The 14,942-nt window shown below is 61.4% G+C and carries 10 protein-coding genes; 8 read left to right on the forward strand and 2 right to left on the reverse strand.

The features are described 5' to 3' along the window. Nucleotides 1-97 precede the first annotated feature (97 nt). Entirely contained in the window at nucleotides 98-1,693 is a 1,596-nt protein-coding gene (gene serA, locus ACR0IM_RS17525) for a phosphoglycerate dehydrogenase (RefSeq protein WP_480594236.1), read from the reverse strand. 59 nt (nucleotides 1,694-1,752) lie between these two features. Beyond that, nucleotides 1,753-2,907, reverse strand: coding sequence for a phosphoserine transaminase (locus ACR0IM_RS17530; RefSeq protein WP_480682688.1), 1,155 nt, complete (start codon nucleotides 2,905-2,907; stop codon nucleotides 1,753-1,755). A 285-nt stretch (nucleotides 2,908-3,192) separates the two neighbouring features. Between ACR0IM_RS17530 and ACR0IM_RS17535 the strand changes: the two genes are divergently transcribed. The 8 genes from ACR0IM_RS17535 to ACR0IM_RS17570 all read left to right on the forward strand — a co-directional run bounded on the left by ACR0IM_RS17535 (nucleotide 3,193) and on the right by ACR0IM_RS17570 (nucleotide 14,847). Beyond that, nucleotides 3,193-3,777: an ANTAR domain-containing response regulator gene (locus ACR0IM_RS17535; RefSeq protein ID WP_480642564.1), complete on the forward strand. Its 585-nt coding sequence runs from the start codon at nucleotides 3,193-3,195 to the stop codon at nucleotides 3,775-3,777. Next, on the forward strand, nucleotides 3,774-4,946 hold the full coding sequence (locus ACR0IM_RS17540; protein WP_480682689.1) for an ABC transporter substrate-binding protein: 1,173 nt from the start codon (nucleotides 3,774-3,776) through the stop codon (nucleotides 4,944-4,946). Before ACR0IM_RS17535 ends, ACR0IM_RS17540 begins: the two co-directional genes overlap by 4 nt. Nucleotides 4,947-5,217: 271 nt before the next feature. Then, nucleotides 5,218-6,585 (forward strand): CmpA/NrtA family ABC transporter substrate-binding protein, encoded by a 1,368-nt coding sequence (locus ACR0IM_RS17545; RefSeq protein WP_480682690.1) that lies wholly within the window; start codon nucleotides 5,218-5,220, stop codon nucleotides 6,583-6,585. Between the two features lie 91 nt (nucleotides 6,586-6,676). Next, the gene (locus ACR0IM_RS17550; RefSeq protein WP_480682691.1) at nucleotides 6,677-7,762 is read left to right on the forward strand and encodes an ABC transporter permease; all 1,086 of its coding nucleotides are present in this window, start codon (nucleotides 6,677-6,679) and stop codon (nucleotides 7,760-7,762) included. A gap of 5 nt (nucleotides 7,763-7,767) precedes the next feature. After that, nucleotides 7,768-9,453, forward strand: coding sequence for an ABC transporter ATP-binding protein (locus ACR0IM_RS17555; protein ID WP_480682692.1), 1,686 nt, complete (start codon nucleotides 7,768-7,770; stop codon nucleotides 9,451-9,453). 5 nt (nucleotides 9,454-9,458) lie between these two features. Then, nucleotides 9,459-11,891 carry a nitrite reductase large subunit NirB gene (nirB, locus tag ACR0IM_RS17560; protein WP_480682693.1) on the forward strand — a complete coding sequence of 811 codons (2,433 nt, stop codon included), beginning with the start codon at nucleotides 9,459-9,461 and terminating at the stop codon, nucleotides 11,889-11,891. Then, the gene (nirD, locus tag ACR0IM_RS17565; protein WP_480642570.1) at nucleotides 11,888-12,220 is read left to right on the forward strand and encodes a nitrite reductase small subunit NirD; all 333 of its coding nucleotides are present in this window, start codon (nucleotides 11,888-11,890) and stop codon (nucleotides 12,218-12,220) included. The genes nirB and nirD overlap by 4 nt, the downstream gene beginning before the upstream one ends. After that, entirely contained in the window at nucleotides 12,217-14,847 is a 2,631-nt protein-coding gene (locus ACR0IM_RS17570) for a molybdopterin-dependent oxidoreductase (RefSeq protein ID WP_480682694.1), read from the forward strand. The genes nirD and ACR0IM_RS17570 overlap by 4 nt, the downstream gene beginning before the upstream one ends. Nucleotides 14,848-14,942: the final 95 nt, after the last annotated feature.

The following is a 14,942-nucleotide window of genomic DNA, read 5'->3' on the forward strand; positions in this document are numbered from 1 at the left end:
GAATACCCTGCTTGTGGCGTGTTTCAGGCCGCCGGAAAAGAAAAAACCCGCGCCATGGGCGGCGCGGGCACGGAGTGTCTCAGAGATTCAACACCGCTCAGGCGACGTCGAATTCCAGCGGCTTGATCTGCGTGAACAGCCCGGTTTCCGCCAGCTTGGCCCGCGCTTCAGCCGGAACCGGTTCATCCACATAAAGCAGCGCGATCGCCTCACCGCCCGCCTCGGACCGGCCGAGGGTAAAGTTGGCAATGTTCACGTTGTTCTCGCCCATGGTCTGACCCAGCGCACCAATGATGCCTGGCACGTCTTCATTGGTGGTGTAGAGCATATGGGCGCCCACTTCGGCGTCGATATTGATGCCTTTGATCTGGATGAAACGCGGCTTGCCGTCGCTGAACACGGTGCCACCGATGGAACGCTCACGCTTTTCGGTCACGACGGTCACTTTGATATAACCTTCGAAGGCGCCGGACTTGTCCTGATTGGTGGTCGATATCTTGATCCCGCGTTCTTTGGCCACAACGGGGGCCGAGACCATGTTCACCTCGGGGTTAAACTTTTTCATAATCCCCGCGACCACAGCGCAGTTCAACGCGGCCAGGTTCATTTCAGCAGCCACACCATCATAGAGAATGTTGATCGCCTTGATCGGTTCGTCCGTCATCTGACCGATGAAGCTGCCCAGATGACCGGCCAGTTTGATCCACGGCCCCATGACCTTGGCCTCTTCTGCCGTAACGCTGGGCATGTTCAGCGCGTTTTCCACCGCCCCGGTCAGCAGGTAGTTCGAGATCTGCTCGGCCACCTGAAGCGCCACGTTCTCCTGCGCTTCGGTCGTCGCCGCGCCCAGATGCGGCGTGCAAACCACGTTGGGCAGGTTGAAAAGGGCGTTTTCCTTAGCCGGTTCCTCACTGAACACGTCAAAGGCGGCACCTGCAACGCGGCCGGATTGCAGCATTTCGGCCAACGCGACCTCATCGACCAGGCCGCCACGGGCGCAGTTTATGATGCGCACGCCCGGTTTGGTTTTCTCCAGATTCTCACGGCTGAGGATATTGCGGGTCTGGTCCGTCAGCGGAACATGCAGGGTGATGAAGTCGGCGCGCGCTAGAAGCTCATCCAGGTCGACCTTTTTGACGCCCATTTGCGCGGCTTTCTCTTCACCCAGATAGGGATCATAGGCCACGACCTTCATCTTCAGGCCCAGCGCGCGTTCGCAGACGATCCCGCCAATGTTGCCTGCACCAATGACACCAAGAGTCTTGTTGGTCAGCTCAATACCCATGAACTTGGACTTTTCCCATTTGCCCGCATGGGTCGAGGTGCTGGCCTCAGGAATTTGCCGGGCGACGGCGAACATCATCGCAATCGCGTGTTCGGCGGTGGTGATCATGTTGCCGAAAGGCGTGTTCATCACGATCACACCTTTTTTCGATGCCGCTTCCTTGTCGACATTATCGGTGCCGATCCCGGCGCGGCCGATCACTTTCAAATTGTCGGCTTTTTCCAGCAGCGTCGGCGTGACCTTGGTGGCCGAGCGGATGGCAAGGCCATCATACTGACCGATCACCTCGGCCAGCTTGTCCTTGTCCTTGCCCAGATCGGGCAAGAAATCCACATCGATGCCGCGATCACGGAAAATCTGCACGGCGGTTTCGCTGAGCTTGTCAGATACGAGTACTTTAGGGGCCATAGTCTCTGGTCCTTGAATTGTAGAGGAGGTCCGGGCCTGATGTAGCCCGGTGAAAAAGATCAGGCGGCTTCGGTTTGCGCCGCGATTTCTGCTTCGAAGGCCCAGACCAGCCAGGGTAGCATCGCCTCGATGTCCGAAGTTTCAACCGTGCCGCCGCACCAGATGCGCAGGCCCGCAGGCGCGTCGCGATAAGCCCCGATATCCAGCGCGATGTTTTCGACCTCCAGCCGCTTGGCTACGGCTTTGGCAAATGTCGCGCCGTCCTGAATGCGCGGATCGGTGAATTTCAGGCAGACCGAAGTGTTGGATTGCGTCGCCGCGTCCTCGGCCAGATTGGCGATCCAGTCATTCTGGTCGCAGAACGCATGCACCGCGCCAGCATTGGCATCCGCTCGGGCGATCAGGCCCTGCAAGCCGCCCACCGAACGCGCCCAATCCAGCGCGAACAGGTAATCTTCGACCGCCAGCATCGAGGGCGTGTTGATCGTCGCACCGGTGAAGATACCGTCGATCAGCTTGCCCCCCTTGGTCAGGCGGAAAATCTTTGGCAGCGGCCATGCAGGTGTGTAGTTTTCCAACCGTTCGACGGCACGGGGCGACAGGATCAGCATCCCGTGCGCGGCTTCACCGCCCAGCACTTTCTGCCAGCTGAACGTGGTCACATCCAGCTTGTCCCACGGCAGATCCATCGCAAAGGCGGCGCTGGTGGCATCGCAGATCGTCAGACCCTGACGGTCATCGGCGATCCAGTTGCCATTCGGAACCCGCACACCCGAGGTTGTACCGTTCCAAGTAAACACCACGTCATTAGCGAAATCGACCGAGGCCAGATCGACAATCTGCCCGTAATCGGCGGTTTTCACCTCGGCGTCGATCTTCAGCTGCTTGACCACATCGGTCACCCAGCCGGAACCAAAGCTCTCCCACGCCAGCATCTCTACCTTGCGTTCGCCCAGCAGCGACCACAGGGCCATCTCAACCGCGCCAGTGTCCGAGGCGGGAACGATGCCGATCTTGTAATCTGCCGGAATGCCCAGCACCTCACGTGTGCCTTCGATGGCAGCCTTCAACTTGTCCTTACCGACAGCGGCCCGGTGCGACCGGCCCAGCGCTGCATCGGCCAATTTGGTCAAATCAAATGTGGGGGGTTTGGCACAGGGGCCCGAGGAAAAACGCGGATTCGCCGGCCGCGTCGCCGGTTGTTCGATAGTCATGTGTATTACCCTTCCAGATACACGCCCCTCGTTGGGGAGGGGTGTCCCACGGACAGAGCTATGGTGCGCGTGCAGCATCAGCAAGCAGAAAAGACGCTTTGATTCCGAAAAACGACATCTCAACGCGTGCCATTCGCGGTCACAAGTTTCCGATAGGCGAAAGATTCACGGATTTCTGACACCTCCTACATCGCGTTTGACTATTTTTTAAGCACCCTCCTTCGAACCCGCTTGGATTAGGGCCCAATCTCTTGAGCTTGGGCATTGAGGCGGTGAAAAGGTGCCATGCCTGACGCCCTGACCATTGTCGTAGTTGAAGAAGACCGAGAGCGCGCGATCGCCATCGTTGACGCATTGAAATCATCAGGGTCCTACGATGTACATGTGATCGGAAATGTCTCTAGCCTGGCGCGCAAGATCGCAGCGCTGGTGCCCGATGTGGTGCTGATCGATATCGACAACCCAACCCGCGACATGCTTGAAGAACTGACGCTGGCCTCTGGCCCGCTGGAACGTCCGGTGGCGATGTTCGTGTCGGGTGCGGCGGGAGATCTGGCCTCTACGGCGATTGAGGCCGGGTTGTCGGCCTATGTGGTCGACGGGATGCAGCCCGACCGGTTGAAACCGGTGCTGGACGCCGCCATTGCCCGCTTTCAGATCGTCCGCCAGATGCGCCGCGAATTGGCCGAGACCAAACGCGCGCTGGAAGAACGCAAGGTGATCGACCGCGCCAAGGGGTTGCTGATGAAGGCCCGCGGGATCGAGGAAGAAGAGGCTTACGCCCTGTTGCGCAAGGCGGCGATGGATCAGGGCCGCCGCGTCGCCGACGTGGCCGAGGCGCTGGTCACTGCGTCGGGGTTGTTGTCATGAATACGGTCACCCTGCCCGTCGCCTATGTACCCTTGGTAGATGCCGCCCCGCTGATTGTGGCGCATGAGTTGGGTCTGGCCCGCGCCGAAGGGATTGATCTGGAGCTGGTCGCCGCGCCCTCGTGGTCGTCGGTACGTGACATGCTTGCTTTTGGCCGGGTCGATGCGGCACATTTGCTGTCACCCGTACCCGTGGCGATGGCGCTGGGGCTGGGCGGGGTGACACAACCCTTGTCCGCCGTCTCGGTCCTGTCGGTGAACGGAGACGTCATCGGCGTCAGTCGCGCATTGGAAACCCGCCTACGCGAGACCGGCTATGATTTCGACTTTCACGATCCGTTCAAGGCCGCCACTGCGCTGGCCTCGGTCGCGGATCGGCCTTTGGTCTTTGGCGTTCCCTTCCCCTTCTCTCTGCATGTGGAACTGCTGCATTGCTGGCTTGAGGCCACAGATCTGTCCGAGGTCGGGGTCGAAGTGCGCACCATCCCGCCCCCCTTGATGGCGCAGGCGCTGGCCGAAGGGGATGTGGATGCGTTCTGTGTGGGTGAGCCCTGGGGCTCGGTCGCGGTGGAATCGCAGGCGGGGGCGCTGTTGCTGCCTGGTCAGGCGATCTGGGCCTTTGCCCCGGAAAAGGTGCTGGCCGTGCGCACCGAATGGGCAGAGACCGAACCGCACCTTTTGGGCAAGTTGATGCGGGCTGTCTGGCGGGCCGGACGCTGGCTGGGCCAGCCGGGCAGCCAAACCGCTGCGGCTGAAATTCTGGCGCGCGATACCTACCTGAACCTGCCGTCGGAGTTGATTGATCGGGCCTTGTCGGGTCGGTTCACCATCTCGGGGCAGGCGGAGCAACGCGAGGTGCCGGGTTTCCTCGAATTCCATGACGGGGCGGCAAACTTCCCCTGGCGCAGTCAGGCTAAGTGGATCGCTCAGCGTCTGGCCGCACGGTACGGTCTGGACCCACATCTGGCGCGGGCACAGGCGGGTAGCGTGTTCCGCAGCGATATCTACCGCAATCAACTGGCCGATATCGGGGCCGACCTGCCCGGCGCGTCAGAAAAACTCGAAGGCGCGATTCGGGAAACTACGCCGGTTGCCTCGCATAACGGGCAGCTGTCGTTGAAACGGGACGTGTTTCTGGACGGGCGCATTTTTGACCCTCAGGATTTCTGACGCCTAAAAATTAGGCAGCCTCCGGCCTCATACAGCGCAATCGCAGAAAATTACGCCGCATTGCAGCAAAACTGCTTGAGCCGCGCGCGGGTTTTTTCGAATCTGATCCCAACGGCACGCAATGGCGTGTGTCGATGAACTTCTTCCCAATGTTTGGGATCGACTGAGCAAAGCCGCTCACACTCTGGCCACCTCCTTCCGGTCAGAGCGTGCAGCGGCTTTTTCTTTTTCACCCCGGAGCCCCGGGAACACACGCAAGGGACAGACCCACATGAAAAGACTGATTGCAGGCCTTGTCGCCACAACCGCCCTGATCAGCCCGGCAATGGCCGAGACACTGGAACTGGAAAAAGACGAACTGACCTTCGGCTTTATTAAACTGACCGATATGGCCCCTTTGGCCGTGGCTTACGAGAATGGATACTTCCTGGACGAGGGCCTGTTTGTAACGCTCGAAGCACAGGCCAACTGGAAAGTGCTGCTGGATGGCGTGATCGACGGGCAGTTGGATGGTGCGCATATGCTGGCCGGTCAGCCCTTGGCCGCGACCATTGGTTACGGCACCGAGGCGCATATCGTCACCCCCTTCTCGATGGACCTGAACGGCAACGGCATCACCGTGTCGAACGCGATCTGGGAAGAGATGAAGCCGAACATCCCGGTGATGGACGACGGGCGCCCACAGCACCCGATTTCCGCCGAGGCGCTGGCCCCGGTGGTCGAGAAATACAAATCCGAGGGCAAGCCGTTCAACATGGGCATGGTTTTCCCGGTTTCGACCCACAATTACGAGCTGCGCTACTGGCTGGCCGCCGGTGGTCTGAACCCGGGTTATTACAGCCCCGAAGACGTGACCGGTCAGATCGGTGCGGATGTATTCCTGTCGGTCACCCCTCCGCCGCAAATGCCTGCGACACTCGAGGCTGGTACTATCTACGGCTACTGCGTGGGTGAGCCATGGAACCAGCAGGCGGTGTTCAAAGGTATCGGTGTGCCGGTGATCACCGACTATGAGCTGTGGAAGAACAACCCGGAAAAGGTCTTCGGCATCACCGCCGAGTTCGCCGAAGAATACCCCAACACCACCCGCGCCGTCACCAAGGCCCTGATCCGCGCCGCGATTTGGCTGGACGAGAACGACAACGCCAACCGCCCCGCCGCAGTCGAGATGCTGAGCCAGCCGGAATACGTGGGCGCCGATTACGACGTGATCGCGAACTCGATGACCGGCACCTTCGAATATGAAAAAGGCGACAAGCGTGATGTGCCCGATTTCAACGTGTTCTTCCGTTACAACGCGACCTACCCGTTCTATTCGGACGCCATCTGGTACCTGACCCAGATGCGCCGCTGGGGCCAGATCGCCGAGCCGCAGACGGACGCGTGGTATGATGAGATCGCCAAATCCGTCTATCGCCCCGACATCTATCTGGACGCCGCCCGCATGTTGGTGGACGAAGGTCTGGCGAATGAGGCCGACTTTCCCTGGGACAGCGACGGATACAAGGCCCCGACGCCTGCCGCGGATATCATCGACGGTATTCCCTATGACGCCCGTCAGCCCAATGCCTACCTGCAAAGCCTGCCGATTGGCCTGAAGGGCGAGCAGGTCGTCATCGGCTCCGAAGTTCAGGGCTAACTCCACTCCCCGGCCCACATGGCCGGGGTTTTCCCACCCAATTCAAAATCCCACCCCGCCCGGGCACCGATCCGGGCCAGGAGACCGCAAGATGACCGCCATCGACCACGAAACACTCTCTGACGATGCTGAACGCGAGGCGCGCCGCGCGCGCCTGTTCACCCGGATCAATTCCGCCGATAAATGGTTCCAGGTTCTGGGCTTGTCCTGGATCACCCCCATCCTGCGCGCCGCCGCAGGCGACAACCCACGCGACCAGATGGGTGAAATCTGGCGCCTGATAGCCGTGCCGCTGCTGGCGATCTGCGCCTTTTTGCTGCTGTGGGGCACGCTGGCGCCAAAGGTGCAAACCTCTCTGGGGGCTGTCCCTGGACCGGCTCAGGTCTGGTCCGAGGCGGTCAGCCTGCATCAGGACGCGCAGGCCAAGGCCGCCAAGAAGGCCAAGTTCGAGGCGATGGTCGAAAAGCGGAACCAGAAATTCATCGATGCAGGCCAGCCCGAAAAAGTCAAAGAAGTCGCCTATACCGGCGCGCCGAGCTATTACAACCAGATCTGGACCTCGATCAAAACCGTCTTCTTCGGCTTTCTGATCGCCACCATCGTGGCCGTGCCGCTGGGCATCGCTGCAGGTCTGTCGCCCACCGCAAACGCCGCGCTGAACCCGCTGATCCAGATTTTCAAACCAGTTTCACCGCTGGCCTGGCTGCCGATTGTGACGATGGTCGTCTCAGCCGTTTATGTCACCAATGACGGCTGGTTCGCCAAGTCCTTCCTGATTTCGGCCATCACCGTGACGCTGTGTTCTCTGTGGCCGACGCTGATCAACACCTCGCTGGGTGTGGCGTCGATCGACAAGGATCTGGTGAATGTCTCCAAGGTTCTGAAAATGAACACCTATACCAAGATCACCAAGCTGGTGCTGCCCTCGGCCCTGCCGCTGATCTTCACCGGTCTGCGCCTGTCGCTTGGTGTTGGCTGGATGGTTCTGATCGCGGCCGAGATGCTGGCGCAGAACCCCGGTCTGGGCAAGTTCGTCTGGGATGAATTCCAGAACGGCTCCTCCAGCTCGCTCGCCAAGATCATGGTGGCCGTGTTCACCATCGGCATCATCGGCTTCCTGCTGGATCGCGTTATGTATGCGCTGCAGTCGCTGTTCACCTTCTCGAACAACCGGTGATCGACATGGCTGTGGTAGAATTCAAAAACGTCAGCAAATCCTTCGGCACCGGTACTGCTGCGACGGATGTGCTGAAAGACATCGACCTCTCGGTTCAGGAAGGCGAGTTCGTGGTGTTGCTGGGCTTTTCCGGCACCGGCAAGACCACGCTGATCAACCTGATGGCGGGGATCGAGTTCCCGTCAAAGGGCAGCGTCACCTTCCGTGACACACCCATCACCGGCCCCGCGCCCGAGCGAGGGGTTATTTTCCAGAACTACTCGCTGATGCCGTGGCTGACGGTGACCGGCAATATCCGTCTGGCGGTGGATGCGGTGTTCCCAAAGATGCCCAAAGCCGAGAAAGAGGAGAAGGTCGCGCATTACATCCGCATGGTCGGCCTGAGCCACGCCGCGGGTCGTCGCCCTGCCGAACTGTCGGGTGGGATGCGTCAGCGGGTGAACGTGGCGCGTGCTTTGGCTATGGACCCCGAGGTTCTGTTGCTGGACGAGCCCCTATCGGCGCTGGACGCGCTGACCCGTGGCAATCTGGCGGAAGAGATCGAAAAGATCTGGGAAGAGAACCGCAAGACCTGTGTCCTGATCACCAATGACGTGGATGAGGCGATCTTACTGGCCGACCGTATCATCCCTCTGAATCCCGATGGCACGTTGGGGACCAAGTTCAAGGTTTCGATCCCCCGCCCCCGCGACCGCTCGGCCATGAACCATGATGAGACGTTCAAAGCCCTGCGTGGCGAGGTCACCAAATACCTGATGGATGTGGGGATCGAGGCCAAGGTCGAAGGCACCAAGACCCTGCCCGACGTGACCCCGATCCACGGTGTGCCTGCGGCGGTGAAAGAGGCGCAGACGGGCCTGATCGACGAGCGCTATCTGGACTTTAGCCAATTGCACAAGGTCTACCCCACGCCCAAAGGTCCGCTGACCGTGGTCGAGGATTTCAACCTGAAACTCAACCGGGGCGAATTCATCTCGTTGATCGGTCACTCGGGCTGTGGCAAGTCCACGGTGCTGACCATGGCGGCCGGTCTGAACGACATCTCGAAAGGCGCGATCAAGCTGGATGGCCGCCATGTGGAAGGGGCCGACCCGGAACGTGCCGTGGTGTTCCAATCGCCCTCGCTGTTCCCATGGCTTACGGCCAAGGAAAACGTCTCGGTCGGTGTCGACCGCGTCTATCCCCGCGCCAGTCAGGCCGAGCGTCAGGACGTGGTGGAATACTATCTGGAGCGCGTCGGTCTGGCCGATGCGATGGACAAATCCGCCGCTGACCTGTCGAACGGTATGCGCCAGCGCGTCGGTATCGCCCGCGCCTTTGCGCTCAGCCCGAAACTGCTGCTGCTGGATGAACCCTTCGGAATGCTCGACAGCCTCACACGTTGGGAGCTGCAGGAAGTTCTGATGGAGGTCTGGTCGCGCACCAAAGTCACCACCATCTGCGTCACCCATGACGTCGATGAGGCGATCCTGCTGGCCGACCGCGTGGTGATGATGACCAACGGCCCGCAGGCCACGATCGGCAAGATCACCATTGTCGACCTGCCGCGCCCGCGCACCCGCAAGGCGCTGCTGGCCCATCCCGACTACTACGAATACCGGCAAGAGGTGTTGGATTTCCTCGAGGAATACGAGCACGGCGCGAAGCCCAAGCCGAAAACCCCTTCCCCCAATGCCATTGCCGCGGAGTGAATGACATGAAACAGAAACTTGTGGTCATCGGAGCCGGCATGGCCTCGGGCCGGGTGCTGGAGCATCTGACCGACGCCGCCCCCGATGCGTTCGACATCACCCTGTTCAACGCCGAGCCGCGCGGCAATTACAACCGCATCATGCTCAGCCCGGTTCTGGCCGGTGATCAAACCTATGAAGAGATCGTGACCCATGACGACGCCTGGTATGCCGAACGTGGCATTACCTGTCGGTTTGGCGAGAAGGTCGTCAAGATCGACCGCGACCTGAAAGTGGTTGAGGGCGAGAACGGCCATGTGCCCTACGACAAGCTGATCTTCGGCACCGGTTCGAACCCCTTCATGATCCCGATGCCTGGGCATGATCTGGACGGTGTGATCGCCTATCGCGATCTGGAAGACACCCAACAGATGATGGGCATGGGCGCGGGCAACAAGGTCGTCGTGATTGGCGGCGGCTTGCTGGGCCTTGAGGCCGCGGCAGGCATGGCCGCGCGCGGTGCCGATGTGACCGCGGTGCATATCATGGGCCACCTGATGGAGCGTCAGCTGGACCCCGCCGCAGGTTACCTGCTCAAGAAATCACTGGAAGAAAAAGGCATCTCCGTTCTGCTCAACGCCAAATCGACCGAGATCACCGGCAAGAACGGCAAGGCCCGTGCGTTGCTGCTGGAGGACGGCACGGAATTGCCCTGCGACCTGTTGGTGATGGCGGTGGGTATCCGCCCCAACGTGGCACTGGCGCAGGAGACGGGCCTTGCCGTGGGGCGCGGCATCCATGTGGACGACCAGATGATCACCTCGGATGCCGATGTCTTTGCCGTTGGCGAATGCGTCGAACATAAGGGCGAGGTTTTCGGTCTTGTCGCACCGCTTTATGATCAGGCGAAAGTGCTGGCACAGACCCTGCTGGGCGAAGAGGCCGCGTTCAAACAGCGCTCGCTGTCCACCAAGCTGAAGGTCACTGGCTGCGACCTGTTCAGCGCCGGTGATTTTGCCGAGGGCGAGACCCGCGAAGACATCGTTTTCCGCGACCCGGCCCGCGGTGTTTACAAGCGGCTGGTGCTGGAAGATGACAAGCTGGTCGGAGCGGTCATGTATGGCGATACCGGTGACAGCAACTGGTTCTTTGGCCTGATCCGTGATGGTGAGGACGTGTCCGAGATGCGCGAAACGCTGATCTTCGGCCCGGCCTATCAGGAGGGCGGCTCTGCGGACCCTCTCTCAGCCGTTGCAGCATTGCCGCCTGAGGCGGAAATCTGTGGCTGTAACGGCGTTTGCAAATCCGACATCACCGCAGCCATCGCAGGCGGCGCGACCGATCTGGGTGCGATCCGCGCGACGACCAAGGCCAGCGCCTCCTGCGGGACTTGCACCGGGCTAGTCGAGCAGTTGTTGCAGGTCACGCTGGGCGATGACTTCCAGATGCCCATCGCTCAGCCCATCTGCGGCTGCTGCGACCTGACCCATGAAGACGTCCGCCGCCTGATCAAGTCGAGCGAGCTTAAAAGTCAGGAGGCCGTCTGGCAGGAGCTGGGCTGGAAAACCCGCAACGGCTGTCATGTCTGCCGCCCGGCGGTGAACTTCTATCTGCTGGCCGACTGGCCGGTGGAGTATCAGGACGACCCGCAAAGCCGTTTCGTCAACGAACGCAAACACGCCAACATTCAGAAGGACGGCACGTTCAGCGTTGTGCCCCGTATGTGGGGCGGCATCACCAACCCGGCGGAACTGCGCGCCATTGCCGATGCGGCCGAGAAATACGACGTACCCACGGTCAAAGTCACCGGCGGTCAGCGCATCGACCTGCTGGGCGTGAAAGGGTCCGACCTGCCCTATATCTGGTCTGATCTGAACAAGGCCGGACTGGTCTCGGGCCACGCCTATTCCAAGGGTCTGCGCACGGTGAAAACCTGTGTCGGCACCGATCACTGCCGGTTCGGCACACAAGACAGCACCAGCCTCGGCGTGAAGCTGGAGAAAATCCTGTGGGGCTCGTGGACGCCGCACAAGCTGAAGCTGGCGGTCTCGGGCTGTCCACGCAACTGCGCCGAGGCAACCTGCAAGGATATCGGCGTCGTCTGTGTAGACTCGGGCTATCAGATCAGCATCGGCGGCGCGGCGGGCATGGACGTGAAGGAAACCGAGCTGCTGGTGCAAGTGCCGACCGAGGACGAAGCGATTGAGGTCGTCATGGCCGTCACACAAGCCTATCGCGAGGGCGGCAAGTATCTGGACCGCCTTTACAAATGGATGGCCAAGGTTGGCCTCGACTGGATCAAGGAAACCGTGGTGGATGATCTGGATAACCGCCGCGCGCTGGTTGAACGCTTTGAACTCAGCCAATCCATCTATCGCAAAGACCCATGGGCCGAGCAGGCCAAGGAGGCCCCGCGCTTTGCGCCACTGGCCGATCTGACACTGGAGGCCGCAGAATGAGCTGGATCGACATCGGACATATCAACGACATCCCCCTGCGCGGGGCACGGGTGGTAAAAACACCGGTCGGTTGCATCGCCCTGTTCCGCACGGCAGAGAATGAGATCTTTGCCGCCTCGGACCGCTGCCCCCATAAGGGCGGGCCGCTGTCCGAAGGCATCGTGCACGGGCAGTCCGTCACCTGCCCGCTGCACAATTGGGTGTTCGACCTGAACTCCGGTCAGGCGCAAGGCGCGGATGAGGGACAGATCGCCACCTATCTGGTGCAGTTGGACGGCGACCGCATCCTGCTGGATAGCACCTCGCTGGGGCAAAGGAGCGCCGCGTGAAGGACCTGACCGCCTGCGCCAAGCGCTCGACCTGCCCCTATTGCGGGGTCGGCTGCGGTGTTCTGCTGCAGCCGGACGGTGCCGGAGGCCTGACGGTCACCGGCGATCCGGACCACCCGGCCAATCAGGGGCGACTCTGTTCAAAGGGCTCCGCGCTGGCCGAGACCATCGGACTGTCGCATCGCCTGCTGGCCCCGCGCATCTCGGGCGTCGAGACCGGTTGGGATGACGCGCTGCAACTGGTCGCCGACCGGTTCCGCGACACCATCTCGGAACACGGGCCGGATTCGGTGGCCTTCTATGCCTCGGGCCAGTTGCTGACCGAGGATTATTATGTCGCCAACAAGCTGATGAAAGGCTTCATCGGGTCGGCTAATATCGACACCAATTCGCGGCTCTGCATGGCCTCGACCGTCGCAGGGCACAAGCGGGCCTTCGGCACCGACACCGTCCCCGGCACCTATGAGGATATCGACGAGGCCGATCTGGTGGTTCTGGTCGGGTCCAATCTGGCGTGGTGCCACCCGGTTCTGTATCAGCGTCTGATGGCGGCACGGCAGGCACGCGGGACAAAGATTGTGGTGATCGACCCACGTCGCACCGCCTCCTGCGACAGCGCCGATCTGCATTTGCCACTGACAGCCGGCAGCGACGTGGCACTGTTCAACCACCTGCTAACCCAGATCGACGCCCTTGGGCTGGTGGATACGAAATTCCTGCCGCAAACCACCGGCTTTCATGCGGCGCTGGACAGCGCCCGAGCCGATGACGTCTCGGTCACCGGGCTGAACCCGAAAGATATCGCCACATTCTGCGACATGTGGACCGGCACGGAAAACGTTGTGACCATTTTCAGCCAGGGCGTGAACCAATCGACTGCGGGCAGTGACAAGGTCAACGCCATTCTCAACTGCCATTTGGCGAGCGGCCGGATCGGCAAACCGGGCTGTGGACCGCTGTCGGTCACCGGGCAACCCAACGCCATGGGCGGGCGCGAGGTCGGGGGTCTGGCCAATATGCTCGCCTGCCATCTGGATATCGAAAACGCCGACCACCGCGCGGCAGCACGCGATTTCTGGTCGGCGCCGAGGATGCCCAAAGCCCCTGGCCTGAAAGCGGTGGACATGTTCCGCGCCATCGGCGGCGGGCAGATCAAGGCGCTGTGGGTCATTCACACCAATCCAGTGGTCTCAATGCCCGAGGCCGATGCGGTGCGCGACGCCATCGCCGCCTGCCCGTTCACCGTAGTCTCGGACATCACCGACCGCACTGATACGGCGCGGCTGGCCGATGTGCTGCTGCCCGCCGCGGCCTGGGCCGAGAAAGAGGGCACCGTTACCAATTCCGACCGTACTATCAGCCGCCAGCGCGCGGTTCTGCCCGCCCCCGGACAGGCCCGTGCCGACTGGGATATCCTGTGCGAGGTCGGTCGGCGGATGGGCTGGAGCACCGCATTCGACTTTCAAAGCCCGGGCGAGATTTTCCGCGAACACGCGGCGCTGTCCAGTGTTGCGGCACGGTTTGGCAAGGATTTCGACATCTCGGGTCTCGCCGATCTGAACGCCGCAGACTACGACGCGCTGGAGCCGACGCGCTGGCCCGTGACCGCCACGCGGCAGGGCGGGCGGTTCTTCGCGGACGGCCAGTTTTTTCACACTGATGGCAAAGCCCGACTGTTGCCGGTCAAATGGCGCCCCCCTGCGGCGCAGACCAGCCCACGCTATCCGTTCTGGTTTAACACCGGGCGGCTGCGCGACCAGTGGCACACAATGACCCGCAGCGGATTGTCGCCCCGCCTGTCGGCGCACCTGCCCGAGCCATTTCTGGACATCCACCCGGACGACGCCCGGGCCCATGGGGTTTCCACCGCCGATCTGGTCGAAGTGACCAGTCCGCATGGAAATGCCGTCCTGCGCGCGCGGATCAACAGGGATGTCTCCCAGGGTCAGGTCTTTGCCCCGATCCACTGGACCGGAGAAACCGCACCCTCGGCCCGCATCGACGCGGTGGTGGCGGCAGCAACCGACCCGATCTCGGGTCAACCTGAAAGCAAGGCGTCGGTCGTGAATGTCACCCGGTTCAACGCCGCATGGTACGGGTTCGCGGTATCCGACCGTGAAATGACGCCAAACTGTGACTATTGGGCTCAAAGTCCGACCAAATCCGGCTATCGCGCGGAGCTGGCCGGTCTTAAACCCATCGATGACTGGCGCGCCGCAGCCCGCGACCTGTTCGGGTTACCAGACGCCGAAATCACCGCAGTCGAGGATCCGGCCCGAAGTGTGGCCCGTCTGGCCTGCCACCGGAACGGACGGTTGGTTGCCGCCCTGTTTGTCTCGCCCCAACCGGTTGCGGTGATGCGCGATTATCTGGCGACGCTGCCACAGGTACCCAATCTGTGCCTGCTGTCCGGCCGCGCGCCGGCGGACATGCCGAACCCGGGGCCTATTCTGTGCTCCTGCTTTGATATTGGCGTGAATACGATCCTGACGAAGATCGAGACCCAAGGCTTGACCTCGGTCGAAGCCATTGGCGAGGCGCTGCAGGCTGGCACCAATTGCGGCTCATGCCGCCCGGAACTGGCCACACTTCTTGCCTCGGCCCAACAGAAAGAGGCCGCCGAATAGGAAACCCCCGCCATTTTGGCGGGGGGATCTGATTTTTATTCTGCGGCGTCTTGGTATGCGTCCATTGGGGGGCATGTGCAGACGAGGTTTCGGTC

It is taken from the genome of Ruegeria sp. BF6, assembly GCF_056538665.1.